The 21,895-nt window shown below is 70.8% G+C and carries 17 protein-coding genes; 6 read left to right on the top strand and 11 right to left on the bottom strand.

Annotation, left to right across the window (positions count from 1 at the left end; translation table 11 throughout):
* Positions 1 to 91 precede the first annotated feature (91 nt).
* Complete coding sequence (locus ACIBHY_RS49830) at positions 92 to 511, bottom strand: septum formation family protein (RefSeq protein ID WP_397248825.1); 420 nt, start codon at positions 509 to 511, stop codon at positions 92 to 94.
* 13 nt (positions 512 to 524) lie between these two features.
* Positions 525 to 1,850: a cytochrome bc complex cytochrome b subunit gene (locus tag ACIBHY_RS49825; RefSeq protein WP_397310472.1), complete on the bottom strand. Its 1,326-nt coding sequence runs from the start codon at positions 1,848 to 1,850 to the stop codon at positions 525 to 527.
* A gap of 231 nt (positions 1,851 to 2,081) precedes the next feature.
* Here ACIBHY_RS49825 and ppdK point away from each other — a divergent pair, with 231 nt between their 5' ends.
* From ppdK to ACIBHY_RS49810, 3 genes are all read left to right on the top strand, one after another.
* Entirely contained in the window at positions 2,082 to 4,715 is a 2,634-nt protein-coding gene (ppdK, locus tag ACIBHY_RS49820) for a pyruvate, phosphate dikinase (protein ID WP_397248829.1), read from the top strand.
* A gap of 118 nt (positions 4,716 to 4,833) precedes the next feature.
* Complete coding sequence (locus ACIBHY_RS49815) at positions 4,834 to 6,051, top strand: deoxyguanosinetriphosphate triphosphohydrolase (protein ID WP_397248831.1); 1,218 nt, start codon at positions 4,834 to 4,836, stop codon at positions 6,049 to 6,051.
* 27 nt (positions 6,052 to 6,078) lie between these two features.
* Positions 6,079 to 7,242 carry an NAD(P)/FAD-dependent oxidoreductase gene (locus ACIBHY_RS49810; protein WP_397248833.1) on the top strand — a complete coding sequence of 388 codons (1,164 nt, stop codon included), beginning with the start codon at positions 6,079 to 6,081 and terminating at the stop codon, positions 7,240 to 7,242.
* Here ACIBHY_RS49810 and ACIBHY_RS49805 read toward each other — a convergent pair.
* Positions 7,202 to 8,059, bottom strand: a complete 858-nt coding sequence (locus ACIBHY_RS49805; protein ID WP_397249149.1) for a M23 family metallopeptidase — start codon at positions 8,057 to 8,059, stop codon at positions 7,202 to 7,204. The two genes, ACIBHY_RS49810 and ACIBHY_RS49805, sit on opposite strands and share 41 nt — an antisense overlap.
* 337 nt (positions 8,060 to 8,396) lie before the next feature.
* Here ACIBHY_RS49805 and dnaG point away from each other — a divergent pair, with 337 nt between their 5' ends.
* A complete protein-coding gene (gene dnaG / locus ACIBHY_RS49800) occupies positions 8,397 to 10,238 on the top strand; it encodes a DNA primase (RefSeq protein ID WP_397248835.1) in 1,842 nt (613 codons plus the stop codon).
* A 29-nt stretch (positions 10,239 to 10,267) separates the two neighbouring features.
* On the opposite strand, the gene ACIBHY_RS49795 is transcribed toward dnaG, so the two are convergent.
* Positions 10,268 to 11,266: a helix-turn-helix transcriptional regulator gene (locus ACIBHY_RS49795; protein ID WP_397310471.1), complete on the bottom strand. Its 999-nt coding sequence runs from the start codon at positions 11,264 to 11,266 to the stop codon at positions 10,268 to 10,270.
* A gap of 56 nt (positions 11,267 to 11,322) precedes the next feature.
* Here ACIBHY_RS49795 and ACIBHY_RS49790 point away from each other — a divergent pair, with 56 nt between their 5' ends.
* A complete protein-coding gene (locus ACIBHY_RS49790; RefSeq protein ID WP_397310470.1) occupies positions 11,323 to 12,189 on the top strand; it encodes an NAD(P)H-binding protein in 867 nt (288 codons plus the stop codon).
* Between the two features lie 257 nt (positions 12,190 to 12,446).
* Positions 12,447 to 13,550, top strand: coding sequence for an RNA polymerase sigma factor RpoD (rpoD, locus tag ACIBHY_RS49785; RefSeq protein WP_312896804.1), 1,104 nt, complete (start codon positions 12,447 to 12,449; stop codon positions 13,548 to 13,550).
* A gap of 50 nt (positions 13,551 to 13,600) precedes the next feature.
* On the opposite strand, the gene ACIBHY_RS49780 is transcribed toward rpoD, so the two are convergent.
* Genes ACIBHY_RS49780 through ACIBHY_RS49750 form a run of 7 tightly spaced genes read right to left on the bottom strand, consistent with a single transcriptional unit; the run spans position 13,601 to position 21,885 of the window.
* Positions 13,601 to 14,404, bottom strand: coding sequence for a transporter substrate-binding domain-containing protein (locus ACIBHY_RS49780; RefSeq protein WP_397310469.1), 804 nt, complete (start codon positions 14,402 to 14,404; stop codon positions 13,601 to 13,603).
* Complete coding sequence (locus ACIBHY_RS49775) at positions 14,401 to 15,804, bottom strand: hypothetical protein (protein ID WP_397310468.1); 1,404 nt, start codon at positions 15,802 to 15,804, stop codon at positions 14,401 to 14,403. Before ACIBHY_RS49775 ends, ACIBHY_RS49780 begins: the two co-directional genes overlap by 4 nt.
* The gene (locus ACIBHY_RS49770) at positions 15,801 to 16,499 is read right to left on the bottom strand and encodes an FHA domain-containing protein (RefSeq protein WP_397310467.1); all 699 of its coding nucleotides are present in this window, start codon (positions 16,497 to 16,499) and stop codon (positions 15,801 to 15,803) included. The genes ACIBHY_RS49775 and ACIBHY_RS49770 overlap by 4 nt, the downstream gene beginning before the upstream one ends.
* Entirely contained in the window at positions 16,499 to 17,773 is a 1,275-nt protein-coding gene (locus ACIBHY_RS49765; protein ID WP_397310466.1) for a VWA domain-containing protein, read from the bottom strand. The genes ACIBHY_RS49770 and ACIBHY_RS49765 overlap by 1 nt, the downstream gene beginning before the upstream one ends.
* Complete coding sequence (locus tag ACIBHY_RS49760; RefSeq protein ID WP_397248849.1) at positions 17,766 to 18,590, bottom strand: PP2C family serine/threonine-protein phosphatase; 825 nt, start codon at positions 18,588 to 18,590, stop codon at positions 17,766 to 17,768. The genes ACIBHY_RS49765 and ACIBHY_RS49760 overlap by 8 nt, the downstream gene beginning before the upstream one ends.
* Positions 18,587 to 20,716 carry a tetratricopeptide repeat protein gene (locus ACIBHY_RS49755; protein ID WP_397310465.1) on the bottom strand — a complete coding sequence of 710 codons (2,130 nt, stop codon included), beginning with the start codon at positions 20,714 to 20,716 and terminating at the stop codon, positions 18,587 to 18,589. Before ACIBHY_RS49755 ends, ACIBHY_RS49760 begins: the two co-directional genes overlap by 4 nt.
* Positions 20,713 to 21,885, bottom strand: coding sequence for a hypothetical protein (locus ACIBHY_RS49750; protein WP_397248853.1), 1,173 nt, complete (start codon positions 21,883 to 21,885; stop codon positions 20,713 to 20,715). Before ACIBHY_RS49750 ends, ACIBHY_RS49755 begins: the two co-directional genes overlap by 4 nt.
* Positions 21,886 to 21,895: the final 10 nt, after the last annotated feature.

The raw sequence follows: 21,895 nt of genomic DNA, 5'->3' as shown, positions 1-21,895 counted from the left end.
GTGCTTCTTGGTCGTTGGACCATTTACCGGAGACCTCGTCGTATGTCGATCACTTCCATGCGACCAGCCTCAAGGCCTTTTGAAACACGCCTTAGCCGAGCACGTGACCGGTGAGCTTGACGCCCTCCTCGACCGACAGGGCGACGCAGTAGGCGGTCCGTTGCTTGGGCCAGGTCTCCTGGGTCGGGCTGAAGGCGGTCCAGGTCACCGTGTCCTGGAACTCTTTTTTGATCTTTACCTTCTCCTCACAGCCCTCCGTCGCCCGGGTGATCACCTCTTCCTCTCCCGGCCACGGTTCGTCGGGCAGCACCCAGACCCCCGCCAGTTCGTAGGCGTGAGGGTTCTCGCACGGGACCGGAGTGGCAGAGCCATCCTGGGCAATCTCGTCGAAACAGTCACCGGTCCGCAATTCGGCAGCATGGGCACGTTGTGGACTGGCCGACGGTGGTGTGGTGGAGGCGGAGCAGGCGGTGGCCGCCAGCAGCGCCGCCGCGGCTAACAGGGATCGCACGCAGGGCAGCGTGTCATTCGGAGATCACATCGCGATATCGCCTTTTGCACAGCCATAACGTGAGCGCGTACGCCACGCCGGGCAGGATGATGACGGCGGCGCGTAAGCCGTACAGGAGGGCCGGATAGAGCTCGGCGGGGACGGCGAGCAGGGGCGGGCCGGCGGTGAGGTCGGTGGTGAACCAGGTCGCCGACCAGATGACGGTGAAGAAGACGACGACCGCGACACCCAGCGCGGTCCGTACGGGCGCGGCGGCGGGGCGTTGCACGACCTGGTGGTAGGCGCGGTCACCGGTGAAGCGGCGCTCGATGAACGGCCAGAACAGCAGGGCCGTGAAGAAGCCGCCGAGGACGAGCATCGGGATCCAGAGCCCGGCGGCGAAGGTGAAGCCCGCGATCGTGAACTCCCACGGCGGCAGCAGGCGCAGCATGCCTTCGAGCACGCCGTAGTACCAGAACGGCTGCGCCGACGGCGGCGCGGCGCCGGCCCGGTAGGCCTGCGCGGCGGTCCAGACGGGGTTGACGATGACGAGCGTGGCCAGCGCGGTGATGACCGTGAACGTGCCCAGCGAGGTGATGCCCTGCTTGAGGGAGAAGGCGGGGAAGAACGGCACCCCGGTGACCCGGCGGCCCTCGCCGTGGTGCTCGGTGTGCTTCTGCCGCCAGGTCAGCACCAGCGCGTGCAGCGGCACCAGCGCCAGCAGGAGGCCGGGGACCAGCAGGACGTGGGCGACGAACGCGCGCGGGATCACCTGGCCGGGGAAGGGGCCGTCGAAGACGAAGGACGACAGGTACGTGCCGACCAGCGGGATCGACAGCAGCAGGCCCTGGGTCTCGCGCAGCCCGGACATCCCGAGCTGGTTGGCCGGCAGCGTCACCCCGAGGAACGCCTCGAACAGCGCCAGCCCGAACAGCAGCGCCCCCAGCACCCACGTCAGCTCACGCGGCTTCCTGAACGCCCCGGTGAAGAAGACGCGGAACATGTGGGCCACGATCGCCAGCACGAAGATCGTCGCCGACCAGTGGTGCATCTGCCGGATGAGCAGCCCGCCGCGCACGTCCACGCTGAGCTCGCGCACCGACTCGAACGCCGCGCCCGCCTCCGGCTTGTAGAAGAACGTGAGGAACGTGCCGGTCAGCACGAGCAGGACGAAGGAGTAGAGCGCGAACTCGCCCAGCAGGAACGACCAGTGGGTGGGGAAGAGTTTGCGCAGGTTGGGTGCCAGCCAGCGGCCGGTGCCGAGCCGGTCGTCGAGGTAGCGGGCGCTGCCGGCCGCGGCCCGCGCCGATCCGGCGGTCAGGCGCGCGCGGCGCGTCGGCTTGGTGGTGGGGGTGACCATCGGCGCCTCCCGGTCAGGGGGTCGTCCCTCATTCTCCTCCTACCCCACGGCTTTCTCAAGAATTGGTTTAAACCAATTGGTATAAACCAATTTCCAAGAGACTAGAGTTTTAATTGGATTAGACCTCATGACGGCCATTGAGCTGGGGAAACAGTGACTTAACCGACGTGTGCAGTTTCATCATCTTTTTCGCCGGTACAGTCCAAGGCAGAGGCGTTGATTGGAGCTGTGGTGGCCAAGTTCGTTTACGATTTCACCGAGGGCAACAGGGATCTCAAGGACCTGCTCGGCGGCAAGGGAGCCAACCTCGCCGAGATGACCAACCTCGGGCTGCCGGTTCCCCCCGGGTTCACGATCACCAGCGAGGCGTGCCGCCACTACCTGGCGGAAGGCTCCGTCCCCGAGGGACTGGAGCGGGAGATCGCCGACCACCTGAGCGCGCTTGAGAGCGCCATGGGCAAGAAGCTCGGCCAGGCCGACGACCCGCTGCTCGTCAGCGTGCGCTCGGGCGCCAAGTTCTCCATGCCCGGCATGATGGAGACCGTCCTCAACATCGGGCTCAACGACGAATCCGTCCACGGTCTGACCAAGCAGGCGGGCGGCAACGACCGCTTCGCCTGGGACTCCTACCGCAGGCTCATCCAGATGTTCGGCAAGACCGTCCAGGACATCGACGGCGAACTGTTCGAGCACGCGCTGGAAGAGCTCAAGAACGGCCGCCAGGACACCGACCTCACCGCGCAGGAGCTCCAGGGGCTCGTCGAGACCTACAAGGGCATCGTGCGCGAGCAGACCGGCAAGGACTTCCCCGCCGACCCCCGCGAGCAGATGCGCCTGGCCGTCATGGCCGTCTTCGACTCGTGGAACGCGCCCCGCGCCGTCCTCTACCGCCGCCAGGAACGTATCCCCGCCGACCTCGGCACCGCGGTGAACATCGTCGCCATGGTCTTCGGCAACCTCGGCGACGACTCCGGCACCGGCGTCGCCTTCACCCGCGACCCCGGCTCCGGCCGCCAGGGCATCTACGGCGACTACCTCCAGAACGCCCAGGGCGAGGACGTCGTCGCCGGCATCCGCAACACCGTCCCCCTGCAGGATCTGGAGCACATCGACAAGCGCTCCTACGACGAGCTCCTGTCGATCATGGAGACCCTGGAGACGCACTACCGCGACCTGTGCGACATCGAGTTCACGATCGAGCGCGGAAAGCTGTGGATGCTGCAGACCCGGGTCGGCAAGCGCACGGCGGCCGCCGCCTTCCGCATCGCCGTCCAGCTCGTCGACCAGGGCCTCATCACGCTCGACGAGGCCGTCACCCGGGTGAGCGGCGACCAGCTCGCGCAGCTGATGTTCCCCCGCTTCGCCAAGGACGGCGGGCGCCAGAAGATCACCAAGGGCATGAACGCCTCGCCCGGCGCCGCCGTCGGCAAGGCCGTCTTCACCTCCGAGCGCGCGGTCGAACTGGCAGGGCAGGGCGAGGACGTCATCCTCGTCCGCCGCGAGACCAACCCCGACGACCTGTCCGGGATGATCGCCGCCCGCGGCGTGCTCACCTCGCGCGGCGGCAAGACCTCCCACGCCGCCGTGGTCGCCCGTGGCATGGGCAAGACGTGTGTCTGCGGCGCGGAGGAATTGGAGGTCTCCGCCTCGCAGAAGCGCTTCACCGCCCCGGGCGGCGTCGAGGTGCGCGAGGGCGAGGTCATCTCGATCGACGGCAGCACCGGGGAGGTGTTCCTCGGTGAGGTGCCGGTCGTCGACTCGGTGGTGGTGGAGTACTTCGAGGGCGCACAACCGCAGGACGAGCTGGTGAAGGCGGTGGACCGGATCATGGCGCACGCCGATTCGGTACGCCGGCTCGGGGTGCGGGCCAACGCCGACAACGCCGAGGACTCGGCCAGGGCGCGCCGCTTCGGCGCCCAGGGGATCGGGCTGTGCCGTACCGAGCACATGTTTCTGGGCGAGCGCCGTCAGCTCGTCGAGGACCTCGTGCTGGCCACCTCCAAGGAGGAGCGGCAGGCGGCGCTGGACGCGCTGGAGCCACACCAGAAATCCGACTTCATCGGCATTTTTCGGGCTATGGAGGGTCTTCCTGTCACCATTCGCCTCATCGACCCGCCCCTGCACGAGTTCCTGCCCGACCTCGTCGCCCTCTCGGTCAAGGCCGCCACGGGCGAGGCCACGGACAAGGACCGCGCGCTGCTGGCAGCCGTCAAGAGACTGCACGAGCAGAACCCCATGCTGGGCCTTCGAGGGGTACGGCTCGGCCTGGTCATCCCCGGCCTGTTCGCCATGCAGGTCCGGGCCATCGCCGAAGCCGCCCGCGAGGTGCCCGGCGCCCGCCCGGAGATCATGATCCCGCTCGTGGCCGCCGTCCAGGAGTTGGAGGCGGTCCGTGAGGAGGCGGTCAAGATCCTCCAGGCGACCGGCGTGGACGCCCTCGTCGGCACCATGATCGAGACCCCGCGCGCCGCGCTCACCGCCGGGCAGGTCGCCGAGGCCGCCGAGTTCTTCTCCTTCGGAACCAACGACCTCACTCAGATGACCTGGGGCTTCTCCCGCGACGACGTCGAAGCCGCCTTCTTCTCCCGCTACCTGGAGCTCGGCATCTTCGGCGTCTCCCCGTTCGAGACCCTCGACCGCGACGGCGTCGGCCGCCTGGTCCGCATCGCCGTCGAGGAGGGCAGGGCCACCCGGCCCGGCCTCAAGCTCGGCATCTGCGGCGAACACGGCGGCGACCCCGACTCGGTCCACTTCTGCCACGAGGCCGGGCTCGACTACGTCTCCTGCTCGCCCTTCCGCATCCCGGTCGCCCGCCTGGAGGCCGGCCGGGCCGTACTGACGCACAACGACTCCGACACCCGCTGACGGCACGGGCGCCAGGCCGGGCGGCCTGGCGCTTCATCCACGCGTAGGGAGGTGGTCACCGGGGCAGTACTCCCAGCACAGGAGGGGTTGGGTGGACAGGAGTAGACTCACCGTTCTTATGTCCCGCTATGACCAGCATGACCAGGAGCGCTGGGTGCCGGAGCCACCCGGCAACCCCGAGCGCAGCCCGTTCGGGCGGGACCGGGCCCGCGTGCTCCACAGCGCCGCCCTGCGCCGCCTCGCGGCCAAGACCCAGGTCGTCGGCCCCGGAGAGACGCTGGGCGTCGGCCAGCACATCCCGCGTACGCGGCTGACGCATTCGCTGGAGTGCGCCCAGGTCGGACGGGAGATGGGCGCCACCCTGGGCGTCGACCCCGACCTCGTGGAGACCGCCTGCCTGGCGCACGACCTCGGGCATCCGCCGTTCGGGCACAACGGCGAGGTCGCGCTCAACGCCCTCGCCCCCTCGTGCGGCGGCTTCGAGGGCAACGCCCAGAGCCTGCGCCTGCTCACCCGCCTGGAGGCCAAGGTCCTCACGGAGTCGGGCGAGAGCGCCGGGCTCAACCTGACCAGAGCCGCGCTCGACGCCTCCATCAAGTACCCCTGGACCTGCGACAAGTCCCCCAAGTTCGGCGTCTACCAGGACGACCTGCCGGTCTTCGCGTGGATCCGCGACGGCGCCCCCGAGGGCCGCGTCAGCTTCGAGGCGCAGATCATGGACTGGGCCGACGACGTCGCGTACTCCGTCCACGACCTCGAAGACGCGCTGCACGCCGGATACGTCACCCCGGAAGCCCTCCAGTCGGCCGAGGAGCGCCGCCAGGTCTGCGAGGTCACCCGCCTCTGGTACGCCCGCGACGCCGACCCCGGCCGGCTCGAAGAGGTCTTCGCCAAGTTCATCGCCGACCCGCTCTGGCCGCGGACGTTCGCCGCCACCCTGGCCGACCTGGCCGGCCTCAAAGCCCTCACCAGCGGTCTCATCGGACGATTCTGCCGTTCCGCGCAGAGCGCCACCATCGGCGCGTACGGCCCGCGCCACCGCGCCGACCTCGTCGTGCCCGAAGACACCCGGCTCGAATGCGCGCTGCTCAAAGGCGTCACCGCCCACTACGTGATGACCCGCGACGACCACCACGCCAATCAGGCCCGGCAGCGCGAGCTCATCGCCGAGCTGGCCTCCCTCATCACGCTCGGCGCGCCCCGCACGCTCGAACCCGCCTTCCGCCCCGCCTACCTCAAGGCCGAGGACGACGCCGCGCGCGTGCGTGTCGTCATCGACCAGATCGCCTCTCTCACCGACACTTCAGCCGTCGCCTGGCACCGGCGACTTTCCTGACGACCTGCGGGGGCGGATACTGCCCCCATGGCCACATTTGTGATCGTCGGTGCCGGGCTTGCTGGGGCCAAGGCGGCGCAGACGCTGCGCGAAGAGGGCTTCGACGGCGAGATCGTCCTCATCGGCGCGGAAACGGAACGGCCCTACGAACGCCCGCCCCTGTCCAAGGGCTTTCTGCAGGGCAAGAGCGAAAGAGAAAAGATCTTCGTCCACGCCGCCGGCTGGTACGCGGAGCACGATATCGACCTGCGCCTCGGCCTTCGGGCCACCCGGCTGGACCTCGGAAGCCGCACCGTCAGGCTGTCCGACGGGTCGCGGCAGCCGTACCAGAAACTGCTCATCGCGACCGGATCCAGCCCCCGGCGGCTGCCGGGACCCGCACGCTACCTGCGCACCGTGCAGGACAGCGAGGCGCTCAAAGAGCGCTTCGCCCGCGGCGGACGGGTGCTCGTCGTCGGCGCCGGCTGGATCGGCCTGGAGACCACGGCCGCGGCCCGCGCCGCCGGCTGCCAGGTGACGATCGTCGAGCCCGAGCCCACGCCGCTGCACCGCGTGCTCGGGCCGGAACTCGGCGAGGTCTTCGCGAGCGTGCACCGCCGCAACGGCGTCGACCTGCGCCTCGGCACGCCCGTCGCGGAGATCACGCAGACGGGGGTACGGCTCAGCAGCGGCGAACGACTCGAAGCCGACCTCGTCCTCGTCGGCATCGGAGCCACGCCCGACACCGGCCTGGCCGTGGACGCCGGGCTCGACGTCGCCGACGGCATCCTGACCGACGCCGCGCTGCGCACCTCCGACCCCGACGTGTACGCCGCCGGTGACGTGGCGGAGTCCTTCAACCCGCTGTACGGCCGCAGGCTGCGCGTCGAGCACTGGGCCAACGCCCTGAACGGCGGCCCGGCGGCGGCGCGCTCCATGCTCGGGCAGGACGTGGTGTACGACCGCGTGCCGTACTTCTTCAGCGACCAGTTCGAGATCGGGATGGAGTTCTCCGGCGACATCCAGGGCTACGACGAGGTCGTCTTCCGCGGTGACGTCGGCGAGCTGGAGTTCATCGCCTACTGGCTGCGCGACGGCCGGGTCGTCGCCGGGATGAACGTCAACGTGTGGGACGTCGTCGGCGACATCCAGGACCTCATCAGGTCAGGGGTCAAGGTCGACTCGCAGGAGTTGTCGTCGGGTCACCGATGACGACCGGCGGCTCCTCGTCCTTCGGCTTCTTCGTGTCGTTGGTCGACTGCGGCGCCTTCTTCGACTTGCACTGCACCTGGCAGGGCGGTGTCTCGCCCAGCTTCTTACGCAGGCCGAAGGCGGCGTCGCGGGGGGAGTAGGTCTTGTTGCCCTCGGCCCACGCGTCCAGGTACGTCCAGGGTTCGACCATGCCGCGGCGTACCCACCAGTAGGCGGGGCCGGTCTTCCAGGAGATGGCGAAGTACAGGTTCGCGCCGGTGTCGCGGGCGTTGCCCGACTTGCCGACCTGGCCGAGGACCTGGCCCGCCTTGACCTTGGTGCCGGGGGCGAGGCCCTCGGTGACGCTGTCGAGGTGGCCGCCCAGGTAGCGGACGCCGTCGTCGCCGATGAGCGTGACGAACCTGCCTTCGCGGTCGGCGCCCTTGTCGGTGGAGGGGCGCCAGCGGTTCTTGGTGTTGACCTCGTCGATCGTCCCGCCGATGGGGGCGACGAAAGAGCACCCCTGGGCGGCCCAGATCGTGGTCTTGGGAAGGACGAGCAGCTGCCGCTGGTACGTGGTCCGGCAGCCCTTCACGGGGAAGACGTATTCGTACTTGGACATCTTGGGCGGCGGCACCTTGACGGGCTCATCGCCTTGGGGCCGGGCCTGCGGCTCCTTGGGCGGAATGGTGCCGGTGACCTGTGGGGTGGCGGAAGGGGTGACGGTGGCGGGCGCGCTGGCGCTGACCCCGGCGACACCGGCACCCTGCGCACAACCCGCGCTGACCAGCAATGCCCCCGCAGCGGCGGCGCAACGCCCCAAAAGCCCCGATCGCATGATCTCCACCCGTGTCACCGTATCCAACGACAACCGTTCCCTTTGTAGCCGACCGGGAGCTCCCGCATCACCTGTTTGCCCGAAAGGGCTTGGGGCTGCGCCTATCTCTGGGGCCACGCTTCGCGCGGATCCGGATGGTATCTCCCAGGATGCACCCGGACCCCACTTTACGGGCGAGCCGCCCACTCCGCTCGCCCGTCCTCGCCTCTTGCGGACCACCTGCCGCCAGGATGGACGGCACGCGTGGAGTGGCACGTGCATCTCCATGCCTTGATCAATGAAGCCCGTTGCGCATGCGGCGGCGATTGTGTCGGTGGGTCGCAATAGACTCTGCCGCGTGGCTGGCCGGATCCGTGATGTCGACATCGCACTCGTTCGTGAGCGTTCCCCCATCGCCGAGGTGATCGGCGAGCACATCCAGTTGCGCAACGCCGGCGGAGGCAATCTCAAGGGCCTCTGCCCCTTCCATGACGAGAAGAGCCCGTCCTTCAACGTCACCCCCGAGCGCGGCATGTACTACTGCTTCGGCTGCTCAGAAGGTGGCGATGTGATCACCTTCGTGGAGAAGACCGAGCACCTGCCGTTCAGCGAGGCGGTGGAGCGGCTGGCCGCGCGGGCCGGGATCACGCTCCAGTACGAGCAGGGCGGCTACGTGCCCAAGCGCGATCACGGGGAGCGGGCCCGGCTGATCGAGGCGCACAAGGCGGCGGCGGAGTTCTACCGCGACAGGCTGCTGTCGCCGGACGCGGCGCCGGGCCGGAAGTTCCTGTCGGAGCGGGGGTTCGAGCGGGCCGACGCCGAGCTCTTCGGCGTGGGGTACGCGCCCAACGAATGGGAGGCGCTGACCCGGCACCTGATGGGACGGGGCTTCACGGCGGAGGAGATCGTCAAGGGCGGGCTGGCCAAGGAAGGGCGGCGGGGGCCCATCGACCGCTTCCGCGGGCGGTTGATCTGGCCCATTCGCGATGCCACGGGCGATGTCATCGGGTTCGGGGCGCGCAAGCTGATCGAGGCCGACGACGGCCCCAAGTACCTCAACACCCCTGATTCACCGCTCTACAAGAAGTCCCAGGTGCTCTACGGCATCGACCTGTCCAAGAAGGAGATCTCCAAGCGTTCGCAGGCCGTTATCGTCGAGGGCTACACCGACGTGATGGCCTGCCACCTCGCCGGTGTGCCCACGGCCGTGGCCACCTGCGGGACGGCGTTCGGCGAAGAGCACATCAAGGTGCTGCGGCGCTTCCTGCTCGACCAGTCGGCCGCCACCGGTGAGGTGATCTTCACCTTCGACGGTGACGCTGCGGGGCAGAAGGCGGCGCTGCGGGCGTTCGCGGACGAGCAGAAGTTCGTGACCCAGACCTATGTCGCCATCCAGCCCGACGGCCTCGACCCCTGCGATCTGCGGATCAAGCAGGGCGACGCGGCGGTACGCGACCTGATCGCCAGCAGGGAACCGCTCTTCCAGTTCGCGATCCGCTCCACCATCGCCCGCTACGACCTGCGCAGCAACGAGGGCAAGATCGCGGCGCTGGACGCGGCGGCGCCGATCGTGGCCGGGATCAAGGACGTCGGCCTGCGCAAGCGCTACGCGATCGACCTCGACCGGTGGCTCGGTTTCATGGACGAGCGTTTCGTCATGCAGCGCATCGCCGAGGTCGGCGGCGCGCAGCAGGGGCGTCCGCAGCGGGCGCGGCGGGAGGCGCCGATCGACCCGAACGTGCGGGTCGAGGGCGAGCTGCTCAAGCTGGCCATCCAGCGTCCGGCGCTGCTCGGGCCGCGCTTCGACGCGCTCGACCCGGCGGCGTTCACCGGGGCCGACCACGTGCTGCTCCACGGCGTGATCGTCGCGGCGGGCGGTGTGGCGGCGGCCGGGTTCGGCGGGCGCGAGTGGGTCGACCGCCTGCTGGAGCACGCGCCCGACGAGGCCGCGCGCGGGCTGGTGACGCGCTTCGCCGTCGAGGTCATCCGGGCCGAGGCGCACGTCGAGGAGAGGTATGGCGCGGCGATGCTGGCCGCCATCGAGGCGGTCGCGGTCGACCGGGCCATCGCCCAGGTCAAGGCGCGGATCCAGCGGCTCAACCCGGTGGAGGAGCAGCAGGAGTACAACCGGATGTTCGGCGAACTGGTCGCCCTCGAACAACAGCGCCGCGTCCTGCGCGACCGCGCCGCCGGCAGCTGACCCGGCGGGTGAACGTCAGGATCGCGCCGTCAGCCTGACCGTCCGTCCGACCGGCTGACGCCGCGAGCCAGGCGCGCCACGGTCTCCCCGAGGTACGCGCGGAACTCGGGCGGCCTCACCACCTCGAAGTCGGCGGCCAGCGCGGTCAGGATGAGCACCGGCCAGTCGAACTCGTCCACGTGCAGCACGAGACGGCAGCTCGCGTCGTCGACGGGTTCCACGACGCCGCCGGTCGCCGCGACCACGCGCCGGGCGTGCTCCAGGGAGGTCTGGACGATCACCACGATCTCCCAGGCGGTGGACTGCGAGGTGAAGCGGTCCCGCACGAACGCGGCCGGATCGCCGCCCGGCACCTCCCGAGGTCGGAACGGCACGCCGGTGGTGGCCGGGGCCCGCATCCGGTCCACCCGGAAGGTCCGCCAGTCGTGCCGGTCGAGGTCCCAGGCCAGCAGGTACCACTTGTGCCGCACGGACACCAGCCGATGCGGCTCCACATGCCGCCTGTCCTCCGCGGCGGGTTCCGCACGGGACGCCGGATCAGGGGCGCGGTAGGTGAAGTGGAGGCGTTCGGTGTCGCGGCAGGACTGGGCGAGGGCGGTGAGGGTGGCGGGGTCGGTCCGAGGGCCCGTCGAGGTGAAGGGGCGGACGGTGTAGCGGGCGAGAGCGTCGACCCGGTGCCGCAGCCTGGGCGGCATGACCTGGACGATTTTGGCGAGGGCCTGGACGGACGTCTCCTCCGCGCCCACGACCGCGCCGTCGGCGGCCGCCTGAAGGCCGACCGCGATGGCCACCGCCTCGTCGTCGTCCAGGAGGAGGGGCGGCATGGCCGTACCGGATCGGAGCTGGTAGCCGCCGTCGACGCCGCGGGCGGCGTCGACCGGGTAGCCGAGCTCGCGCAGGCGGTCGATGTCGCGGCGCAGCGTGCGCTCGCTGACGCCGAGGCGGGCGGCGAGGTCGGTGCCGGGCCAGTGGCGGTGTGTCTGCAGGAGGGACAGCAGGCGCAGCATCCGGCCGCTTGTATTCGCCATGACCGGCAGCATATTGCGGACGGAAAGTGGCCGGAATGGGTTCTAGCGTGGGTGGCATGACGGTTCTGGTGACGGGCGCCACGGGATTCGTGGGCCGCAACGTGGTGAAGCAGCTCGTGGACGCGGGCGCGGAGGTAAGGGCGACGACGCGCAGGCCCGAGGCGGCGCACGGGCTGCCGGACGGGGTCGAGGTGGCCGGGGCCGACCTGGAGCGCCCGCGGACGCTGGAAGCGGCGCTGGAGGGGGTACGGGCGCTGTACCTGTTCCCGGTCGAGGAGACCGCCGAGGAGGTGGTGGCGCTGGCCAAGGAGGCGGGCGTGCGGCGGATCGTCGATCTGTCGGGCGCCTCGGTGAGCGTGGGTCTGCATCACAACCCGGTCGAGACGGTCGTGGAGAAGTCGGGCCTGGAGTGGACCCACGTGCGGCCCGGCGGCTTCATGGCGAACATGCTGCAGCTCTGGGCGCCGTCGGTGCGGGCCGAGCGGGTGGTGCGCTATCCGTTCGCCGACGAGCCGATGAACCTCGTCCACGAGGCCGACATCGCCGCCGTCGCCGTACGGGCGCTGCTGGAGGACGGGCATCACGGCCGCGCGTACACGATCACCGGGCCGGCCTCGTGGACGGTGCGCGAGCAGGTCGCCGCCATCGGGGCGGCGCTCGGCGAGCCGGTGCGCTACGAGGAGGTCTCGCGCGAGCGGGCCAGGGAACTGCTCAAGGCGCAGGGCGGGTTCGCCGCCGCGTCGGCCGATCTCATGCTCGGCTTCGTCGACTACGACGGCGGCGCGGCCTCCGGCGAGGACGGCTACTCCGAGCAGGACTGGTCGGCGCTGGAGCGTCCGTGGCCCGATCTGGAGCAGGTGCTGGGCCGTCCGGGACGCACGTACGCCGATTGGGCCCGCGACCACATCGGCGATTTCCGGTGAATTCAGTGGATTGATTCCCGACGTCTCAGGCAGGGAAAGGTGGCGCCCGGCACCCGGGCGCACCTAACCGGAGCGCGCAATTGACTTTACTTTCCTGATCAAACTCGGGCTAAACCTTAAACCGATCTCAATTTGGCAGGACTCCCCGCCTTACCTTCTGTGACAAAAATGGGTCTGCCATTTTATGGAACCAATACTGCAGACTGTGTCCCGTGGGTGCATCGGTACTGCCAGCAGGAGCGCCATCGGTCGACCAGGTGGCGGACCTCGTCGCGAAGGGAAGGGAGCGCGGCAGCGTAACCGTCGATGACGTCGCCGCCGCGCTCGACCGATCCGAGCTGCCGTCCGACGCGCTGGAACGCGTCGTGCGCATGCTCGCCGAGAACGGCGTGGAGGTCCTTGAGCCTCAGGGCGACGAGGAGACCACCCGCGCCGACGAGGAAGACGTAGGCAAACGCGCGCCGACCAGCGATCTTGTCCGCATCTACCTGCGCGAGATCGGCCGCGTGCCGCTGCTGACCGCTGAGGAGGAGGTGGAACTCGCCAAGTCGATCGAAGCCGGCCTGTTCGCCGAGGACAAGCTGGGCAACGGGGTCTCCCGTCTGGCCTTCCCCGAGCTACGCGAGCTCGTCTGGCAGGGAACCCGGGCCAAACAACGCCTCATCGAGGCCAACCTGCGACTCGTGGTGTCGATAGCCAAACGCTATGTGGGCCGCGGAATGCTCTTCCTGGACCTGATCCAGGAAGGCAATCTCGGCCTGATCCGCGCGGTCGAGAAGTTCGACTACACCAAGGGCTACAAGTTCTCCACGTACGCCACCTGGTGGATCCGGCAGGCGATCACTCGGGCGATTGCCGACCAGGCGCGCACCATTCGCATTCCGGTGCACATGGTGGAGACGATCAACAAACTCGTCCGGGTGCAGCGTCAGCTCCACCAGGACCTCGGGCGCGAGCCCATCCCCGAAGAGATCGCCAAGGAAATGGACCTGCCGGTCGATCGCGTGGTGGAGATCCAGCGCATCGCCCAGGAGCCGGTCTCGCTGCAGTCGCCGATCGGTGAGGAAGACTCCGACCTGGGCGACTTCATCGAGGACGCCGACGCGGTGGTACCCATGGAAGCCGCCGCCTTCATCATGCTCCAGGACCAGCTCGACGACATCCTGGCGACCTTGTCGGATCGCGAGCAGCGCATCATCCAGCTGCGCTTCGGCCTCGCCGACGGTCATCCGCGCACGCTGGAGGAGGTCGGACGCGAGTTCGGCGTCACCCGCGAGCGCATCCGGCAGATCGAGTCCAAGACCCTGGCCAAGCTGCGCCACCCCACCCGCGCGCAGATGCTCAGGGACTACCTGGACTGAGTTCACCGACGCACGCGGGCCCGGACGCCCCCGGGCCCGCGCGTCCGTGATTACGAGCAGCCCTCGAACTGGGGCACGGCGATCGTCGAGAAGTCCAGGTCGGTCGTGCCGAACCACTTCTTGAACAGCGACTTGGCCGTGCCGTCCTGGTACATGTCGGTGATCGCGCGGTTGACCGCCTCGCAGCCCTCCACATCGCCCACTCGCAGGCCCACGCCGGTCCGCTGCTCGTTGAAGCGCGCGTTGAGCAGCCGCAGGCCGGAGCCGTCCTTCGCGGCCAGGCCGGCGAGGATGATGTCGTTGGTGGTGATGGCGTCCACCTGCCCGGCCTTCAGGCGTTGCAGGCAGGTGCCGTAGTCGGGCACCGGGACGAGCAGGGCCGCCACCTTCCGTTCCTCGACCACCCGCTGACCGGCGTTGGCGCCCTGCACCTCGCAGATCCGCCGCCCCGCCAGGTCCCGGACCTTCTTGATCCGCGCCTCGTCGGGCCGCACCAGGATGTCCTGGTACGACAGGTGGTAAGGACCGGCGAACAACACCCGCGACTTGCGTTCCTGGGTGATGGAGAACGTGGCCAGCACCAGGTCGGCCCGGCCGTCGGCGAGCACCTTCTCCCGGTCGGCGGCCAGCACCGGCACGAACTGCGGCCGCGCCCCGAGCTTGTTGGCGAGGTAGCGGGCCACGTCCACGTCCAGGCCCTCGAACCCGCCGGAAGCCGTGCGCACGCCGATCCCCGGCAGGTCGGTACGGACCCCGATCCTGATCGTCTCCTTGCCCATCACGCTCTCGACCCCGCCGGTCCCGCAGGACACCGCCACGAGCGCCAGGACGGCCAGCGCCGCGATCCGCCTCATCGGTACTCCCTCAGCCGGGGCCACACGCCGGCGGCGATCAGGACGGCGGCCGCGCCGAGCGCCCACGGCGCCAGCCGCCACAGCCCGTCCAGCGCCCCGTCACCGGCGGCGACGGTCTTCGTGAACGTCGCCTCGTAGCGCTCGCCGACCGTCACCAGTTCCTTGTCGAACGCCGTGAAGCTCTGCGCCAGCTCGTCGAGCTTGGCCGAGACGGCCTGCGGGGTCTGTCCCGAGGTCGCCAGCGCGCGCATCCGGCCGTCGGCCTCCTGGAAGCGCCGGTAGGCGGCGAAGTTGCCGGAGACGTTGGCGCGGACCGGGGCCAGCAGACCCAGGCTGACCTGCCCGTTCTTGGCCAAGGTGGCGTGGTAGGCCTCCACGTTGCCGCCGTCGGCGTAGACGAGCGACTGAGACTTGTCGAGGAAGGCGTGCTCGTAGGTGTCGGCTCTGTCCGGGTCGAGCAGGTAACGTGCCTGGTCGGCGTGGAGACTGTTGCCGATGGCGCGGGCGCGGGCGGTGGTCAGCACCGCGTCGAAGCCGTCGCGCTTGGCCGCCGCGATCGACTGCAGCGCCTGCCCCAGCACGCCCACCCCGACCAGCCCCGCGACGACGGTCAGCGCCGTCGCGAGGAGCAGCGCGGGCGCCAGCCGCCTGCGGAAGGCACGGGCCAGATAGAGCTGCAGGGCCACGATGAGCCCGCCGACCGCGATCAGCGCGGCGATCAGCCCGAGCATGAGCAGCCGGACGGCCGCGCTCTCCTCGTCGTGGGTGCGGCGCACGATCGTGCCGCTCTCCAGCGTCAGGTTGTACGCCTTCGGCAGCAGCTCCAGCCGCATCAGGTCGGTGGCCTGCCGGTAGACGCTCAACACCCGCTCCGGGGGCACGCCCGCGGCGTGGCCCGACTGGGTGTTCAGCAGCAGGGCCTCGCCGGCCAGGCGCTCGTAGCGGCCCAGGCCGTCCAGGACGGACTGGATGGTGAGCCGCTCCGCCGGGTCTCCGTCGGCCAGCTCGAACGCGTCCAGCAGCGCCTGGTTGGCCTCCGTGCGGCGGCGCTCGTACTGGGCCAGGGCGGCGGCGCGGCGCTCGCCGTACTCGCTGCCCATGAGCAGCACGTCGGCGACCTGCGCGTCCATGTCGCTCAGCCCGAGATAGAGGCCGGCCGTGGCGACGACCTGCGGTCCGGAGTCGTGGCCGATCACCCGCAGGCCCTCGCGGGCGCTGCCGCTGCCGAAGGCGAGCAGCGCCGACAGCAGCGCCAGCGCGATCAGCACCGCGCCGGTGAGGGTGCGGACGCGGCCGGGCACACTGTGGCGCGAGACGGCGTGCTGCGTGATCACCGGCGCGGGGACCGCGCTCTGGGTCTGCGCGGGCGTTGGCGTGGTGGCGGGCTGGACGATCGTCATGGCATGTTCTCGCGGATGGTGATGACGGTCCACGCGCCCACGTGGATGCGGTCGCCCGGCTTCACCGGCACCGGCACGTTGACCTTGAGCGCCTTGCCGTTGACGCGGGTGCCGTTGGCGGAACCGGGGTCGACGAGGTCCCAGCCGCCGTCGTCCCTGAGCAGGAGGACGGCGTGCAGGTGGGAGACGCCCGGGTCCTGCGGCGGGCCGCTGAGGTCGATCTCGGGGTCGTTGCCGCCGGAGGATCTCTGCCGGCCGATCCGCACGTGCCGGCCGGCCATCGCGAACGAGCGCTCGGGGCAGTACGGCGGGAAGGCCATGGCGGCCGCGTCGGGACCGCCTTCGGCGATGATCTCGTTGAAGTAGGCCCGGTCGGCGCCGGCGATCGCCTCCCAGCGCGTCGGCGTCGGTGGGCGCGGGAGCGGGCCAAGGCCGGGTCCGGTGCCAGGGCCGGGGCCGCGGTGGTCCTGCGCGTCGGCGGGTGCGTTGAAGTCGTGGCCGCAGACCTCGCAGAACTGCCCGGCCCGCGGAGCCTGGCACACCGGGCACGGCTCGCCGCCGGCCGGGGCCGCCGCCACCCGGGTGGGAGACTGGACGGCCGGAGAGGCCGCGCCGGACCCGCCGGGCATCTGGGTGCCGCAGACGTCGCAGTAGTCGTCGGCGCCCGATGGGTGCCCGCTCGGGCAGGTGGCCATCAGCCCTCCTCCTTCCTCAGCTTGCTGGTGCGCACCGAGCCCGTGTCGAGCTCGATCATGTCGGCCTTGTCGACCTGGCGGCGCAGCCGGGCGGTGCCGGAGGAGTCGATCTCGACCACCTTGTCCAGCAGCCTCGCGGTGTCGCCGTGACCCGACTCGACCGCGATCTTCCTGGCCCTGGCCAGGCGGGCGGTGGCGGTGTCCAGGTCGCCGGCGTCGCGGGCGCTGAGTCCCTCCTGGATCAGCACGGCCATCTCGGCCTGGCCGCTGTAGTGGGCGACCTTCGGGTTGAGCCGGGTGGACAGGGCCAGGTCGTCGGTCCACTGGGCCAGCACGTTGCCGCTGGCGAAGACCTCCTGCGTGTCCGGCAGCACGAGCTTCACCCACCCGGCCCTGATCTCGTTGCCGATCTGGCCGGGCTGGTCGAGCTCCACGCACAGGTGGTAGACGCGCTCCTCGGCGCCCCAGGAACCGGTCGGGTAGTCGCCGGTCAGCGGGTTCACGTCGGTGCGCTTGCCGGTGAGCTCCACGAGCGTGGGGTTGACCTGCTTGACGAACTTGATCCGCGAGTTCTGCGGCGCCCACAGGCGCAGGGCCAGCTCGGCCACGGTCTTGCCCATCGACTGCTGGGTCAGGTCGCGGAAGAACGCGGCCAGGTCGCCCTGGTTCCTGACGAAGGCGGAGGTGCCGAGCAGCGCCTCGGCCACCTTGCGCAGCTCGGCCGGGACCCAGTCCTCGCCGATGCCGAGGCTGTCACAGACGAACCTGCCCTCGCACGCCTGCAGCGCGCGGGCGAAGACGTCGGCGCTCTGGTTGTTCTGCCCGTCGGTCATCAGGATCGCGTGCTTGATGGCGTTCGGGTGGTAACGGAACAGGTTCTCGGCCAGCTGGAGCCACCGGCCGATCTCGGTGCCGCCACCGGCGCCCAGCCGCCTGATCGCGCCCAGCGCCTCCTTGCGCGAGGCACCGTGCGCCGGAACCAGCCTGCCGCTCTGCGGATAGATCACCGCGGCCTCGTGGTTGCCGGCGATCACCGCGAAGTGCACGCCGTCGCGCAGCGCCTGCACCGCCGCGGAAGCGGCCTCCCTCGCATCCCTGATCTTGCTCCCGCTCATGGAACCGGACACGTCGATGATGATGATCTCCGCGGCCTCGGCGGGCCCCGTGTCCGTGGTGACGGTCCCGGAGGACTCAATGGTCAGAACGGCGTGCACCTCCCGGCCGTCGGTCGGCAGGAACTTGTTCTGGTCGATATTCAGCTTGAAGTCAGCCATCAGTGCCTCCTAGGGGGTTCACGGGGATCAGAACGACGGTCACGTTGTCCCGCCCGCCCGCGTCGAGCGCGTGCTTGAGCAGGTCGCGGGCGAGCGCCTGAGGCTCGCCCGCGTCGGGCACACCGTCGCCGAGGTAGCCGGACAGGCCGTCCGTGCACACGCACAGAAGGCCCGGCTCGCTGGGCGCGAAGGTCCGCACATGCGGTTCGACCGGGCCGGCGTCGGCGCCGAGCCAGGCGGTGATCTCGCCGGTGGGCGCGGCGTCGTCCACGGTCAGCTGAGTCCAGCCGGGCAGCCAGTACGCGCGGCTGTCGCCCGCCCAGGCCAGCGTGATCCGCCCGCCGCCCACCAGGGCCGAGACATAGGTGCAGGCCGGCGGGTCGGCCGGGTCGTCGGCCAGATCGGCGACGGCGCGGAACGCCAGCTTGAACGCCTCCTCCGACGAGGCGCCGCCGGCCAGCGCGGCCGAGGCGGTCCGGACGGCCGTCGCCGACGCCTCGTCCGCCCTGGGCGAGGAGGCGACGCCGTCGCAGACCACCGCCACGGTCGTGCCGCCCGCCTCCAGCAGCGCCATCGCGTCCTCGTTGCGGGTACGGCGCAGCCCCTTGTCGGTGACCCCCGCGGCGCCCGTCTCCAGGGCCGCCTCCTCGTGGTCGCGGCCGGTGGGCTGGCGCAGGCCGCAGCGTTCGCAATAGCCCTCGGGGTCCACGGTGGGGGTGCCGCACGCCGTACACGTGGGGGCGTTGAGCGGGTGGCCGCAGGCCTCGCAGAAGGAGTCCGACGGCAGCACCGAGGCCGCGCAGAGGGGACAGGTCATACCCACGTCCTCACCCGGACGGCGTTGGCCCGGTCGACCAGGGCGTGGCGTTCGCGGCGCGAGGTCGCGGCGTGGGCCAGGCGGCGGTAGATGCTCTCCAGCTGGCCGCGCACGCTCTCCTCGGTGACCGGCTGCCCGGCGATCGTCAGGCCCGGCTGCGGGGGCGCCTTCGCGAGCCCGGCGAGCGCCGAGGTCAGGACCTCCGCCAGCATGCCGTCGCGGCGGCTCTGGTCGAGGTCGGTCAGCGCGTCGAGGCGGTCGGCGGCGCCGGCGGCCTCGCGCGCGTCACCCGCCCGGGTGCGGGCGCCGATGGCCACGCAGGCGAGCTGGGCGGCCACGCGGTGGCTGGAGCTGGCCGGCACCTGGTCGAGCACGCGTATCGCCGAGGCGGTGTCGCCCGCGGCCAGATGGCGTCTGGCCAGGCCGAAGGCGGCGCTGACGTAGGAGCGGTCGGTACGCCAGACGGTCTCGTACCAGCGGCCGGCGTCCTTGCCCGCGGCCTCCAGGGCCAGGGCGTAGGCCAGCTTGGGGGCGAGTTCACCGGGCAGCATGGTGAAGGTCTCGTCGAACAGCCCGGCGGCCGTGTCGGCGTGGCCGGTCGCCAGCGCGTGCACGCCCTGGTACCAGGTGAGGCGCCAGTCGCCGCCCAGGGTGCCGGCCGCGTCGGTGAGAGCCTGCCCGGCCTCCGGGCTGCCGGTCTCGGCCAGCAGCCTGATCCGGGTCAGGACGGTCTCCGGCGTCTGTGGCATCGCCTCCACCTGGGCGAGCAACTGGTGCGGGAAGCGGCCCGCGAGCCCCGCCAGCGCGCCGGCGGCGGGGTCGGCGGGGTCGGCCAGCGGCACCGGCATCGCCGCCGCGGCCTCCAGCGGATCCAGCTCGGCGAAGACCCGGGCCGGGTCGGGGGACAGGGCCGCGCCCGCCGCCAGGCGTTCCGGCCCGAACAGCCCGGACACCTGCGGGAACGGGACGCCTTCCGCCTCGGCGCTGATCTCCCGCAGCACGCCGACGAGCTGCTCCTCCATCTCGGCCGCGCTTTGGAAGCGGGCCGACGGCTCGGGAGCGGTCGTCCGGCGCAGCAGCCGGGTGAAGGACTCGTGCCCGCAGTCGGCCGGCAGCGGGTTCTCCTTGCCGTCGCGCACCGGGCTGAAGCCGGGTATGGCCAGCACCGCCAGCGTCCTGGCCACGGTGTAGAGGTCGGAGACCACGGAGGAGGGCAGGGTTTCCAGCTCGGGCGCGTGGTAGCCGCGCGTCACCCACGAGGTGCCAGGTGGAGAGCCGAGCCGCTGGACCGCGCCCAGGTCGATGAGCTTGAGCCGCCTGCCGACGCGGATGGCGTTGGCGGGCTTGAGGTCGCAGTAGACCAGGCCCTGCTCGTGCAGGTAGCCGAAGGCGCGCAGGATCTCCCTGCCGTACTTGAGCGCGTCGCGCAGCGGGACCACGCCCTGGCGGCGCAACTGGTGCAGCGACTGGCCGCCGACGAACTCCATGACGATGTAGCTGAGGCCGTCGTGGTGCTGGAAGTTGATGATGTCGACGATGTTCGGGTGGTCGACAGAGGTGAGGAAGCGCCGCTCGGCCTCGGCCGCGGCCAGGGCCTCGGGGTCGTTGGTGTTGAGCAGGCCCTTGAGCACGACGGGCTTGCCGTCGAGGTTCTCGTCGGTGGCCAGGTAGATCCAGCCGAGACCGCCGTGGGCCATCGCGCCCCGCACCCGGTACTGGCCGCCGACCAGGTCGCCCTCCACCAGCTTGGGACTGAAGGAGAAGCGGGTGCGGCAGTTCGGGCAGAACCCGTCGGCACGGCCGGGCCGGCCGTCCCTGCCGCGGCCCACCGGCTCACTGCACGAGGTGCAGTAGCGCTTTTCCTCGGCGACCTGCGGGTCCTTGAGCACCACGTCGTCGGGGTTGACGGCGGGCACCGCCGGCAGGTCCTCCAGCGAGGCGGCCAGCCGGCCGCCGGTCGAGCGGCTCACCGGGCCGCTGACCGGCGTGCTCATGGGCGTGCTCAGCGGACCGGTGGCCGGGGAGGCGCTCTGCGCGGAGGGTGGTGTGGCGGCCGCGTGGCCGCAGTAGTCGCAGTAGCCGTCTTCGATGGTGCCCGGGCAGCCCGGCTGGGCACACGTGGTCATCGGCTGCCTCCATGAATGGCGTTCTGGTAAAGGTCGACGGCGGTGGACGCCTGCCTCAGGTCACAGGGGGCGGTCCAGAGGATCTGGTGCGCCCGCTCGTACAGGCGGGTGAACTCGGTGTTCTCCGCCAGGCCGACCCTGGCGGCCTTGGCCTGGGTGGCGGTGAGCCTGCCGCGCAGCTCGTCGCGGCGGCCGATGAGGCCGAACAGCGCCCGCGTGCTGGCCCGCGCCTTGTCGGCGGCCTCGGCGGCGGCCTTCTCCAGCGCGTCGAGGCGGGTCGATCGCGTGAGCCAGCCCTCGGTCGCGGCGTCGAGGCCGGAGAGGTGGGCGACGAGGTCCCGCAGGCGGTTCCCGGGCGCCGCGGACGGCGGCAGGACGATCTTGACGACGACCTGGCCGTGGGCCATCCTGGCCTCCGCCTCGGCCTGCCGTACCGTGTCGATGGCGGCCAGCAGCCGGTCGCGGCGGGTGGCGTAGTCGCGCTTGGCGCGCACGGCGCGCTCCAGGTCGGCGCGGCTCGCGTCGAGGAGCTTGGTGAGGCGGTCCAGCTCGGGGCCGGGCGGAGCGCAGCCGATGGGGTCCTCGACGACCTGCGCGCGCACGCGCGCGAGGTCGGACTCGACCGCGCTGAGGTCCAGGCGCTCGCCCACCTCGGCGGTCAGCGTCACGAGCGCCTGGGCGCTCGCCTCGGCCTGCTCGACGCGGGGCAGGGCGGGGTTCCAGACCGCGTCGACGTCCTGCAGGGTCTTGGCGATCTCGCCGAACGCCGCGTCCATCCTGGCCACCGTCTGGTCGAGGGTGAGCAGCTCGTCCGGTTCCGCCTCGCCCAGCGTGCGCTGCTCCACGGGCTTGGCCGCGGCCTTGAGCACGACGGACGGGCCGGTGAGTAACGCGGTGATCTCGGCCAGCTCCGCGGTACCCGGTTTACCGCGCCGTGCCCGTACCTCTTCCGCCTGCCGGAGCACGGCGCGGTAGAGGTCGTACAGCGCCCACATCGCGGCCACCGACGCCTGCGCGGCGGCCCACCTGCTCGCCGTGGCGCCCCGCAGGGTGGCGCCCTTGAGCAGCTGGTAGGTGTTGTGGGCATCCAGGTCGAGAAGGTCGCCCGAGATGCGGTCGCGCTCCTCCGCGCGTGCTCGGAGCTCATAGTCGGCGCCTTCTCGGCTCATGGGCAGACCC

This window comes from Nonomuraea sp. NPDC050547, assembly GCF_044457345.1.
Classification (GTDB): domain Bacteria; phylum Actinomycetota; class Actinomycetes; order Streptosporangiales; family Streptosporangiaceae; genus Nonomuraea.
This window is presented reverse-complemented; position numbering and strand designations above follow the sequence as displayed.

Coding starts and splice junctions, on each gene's coding strand:
- ACIBHY_RS49825 (WP_397310472.1), bottom strand. CDS start 1,850: ATGGTCACCCCCACCACCAAGCCGACGCGCCGCGCGCGCCTGACCGCC.
- ACIBHY_RS49815 (WP_397248831.1), top strand. CDS start 4,834: ATGTCCCGCTATGACCAGCATGACCAGGAGCGCTGGGTGCCGGAGCCA.
- ACIBHY_RS49810 (WP_397248833.1), top strand. CDS start 6,079: ATGGCCACATTTGTGATCGTCGGTGCCGGGCTTGCTGGGGCCAAGGCG.
- ACIBHY_RS49805 (WP_397249149.1), bottom strand. CDS start 8,059: ATGCGATCGGGGCTTTTGGGGCGTTGCGCCGCCGCTGCGGGGGCATTG.
- ACIBHY_RS49795 (WP_397310471.1), bottom strand. CDS start 11,266: ATGGCGAATACAAGCGGCCGGATGCTGCGCCTGCTGTCCCTCCTGCAG.
- ACIBHY_RS49790 (WP_397310470.1), top strand. CDS start 11,323: ATGACGGTTCTGGTGACGGGCGCCACGGGATTCGTGGGCCGCAACGTG.
- ACIBHY_RS49780 (WP_397310469.1), bottom strand. CDS start 14,404: ATGAGGCGGATCGCGGCGCTGGCCGTCCTGGCGCTCGTGGCGGTGTCC.
- ACIBHY_RS49775 (WP_397310468.1), bottom strand. CDS start 15,804: ATGACGATCGTCCAGCCCGCCACCACGCCAACGCCCGCGCAGACCCAG.
- ACIBHY_RS49770 (WP_397310467.1), bottom strand. CDS start 16,499: ATGGCCACCTGCCCGAGCGGGCACCCATCGGGCGCCGACGACTACTGC.
- ACIBHY_RS49765 (WP_397310466.1), bottom strand. CDS start 17,773: ATGGCTGACTTCAAGCTGAATATCGACCAGAACAAGTTCCTGCCGACC.
- ACIBHY_RS49760 (WP_397248849.1), bottom strand. CDS start 18,590: ATGACCTGTCCCCTCTGCGCGGCCTCGGTGCTGCCGTCGGACTCCTTC.
- ACIBHY_RS49755 (WP_397310465.1), bottom strand. CDS start 20,716: ATGACCACGTGTGCCCAGCCGGGCTGCCCGGGCACCATCGAAGACGGC.
- ACIBHY_RS49750 (WP_397248853.1), bottom strand. CDS start 21,885: ATGAGCCGAGAAGGCGCCGACTATGAGCTCCGAGCACGCGCGGAGGAG.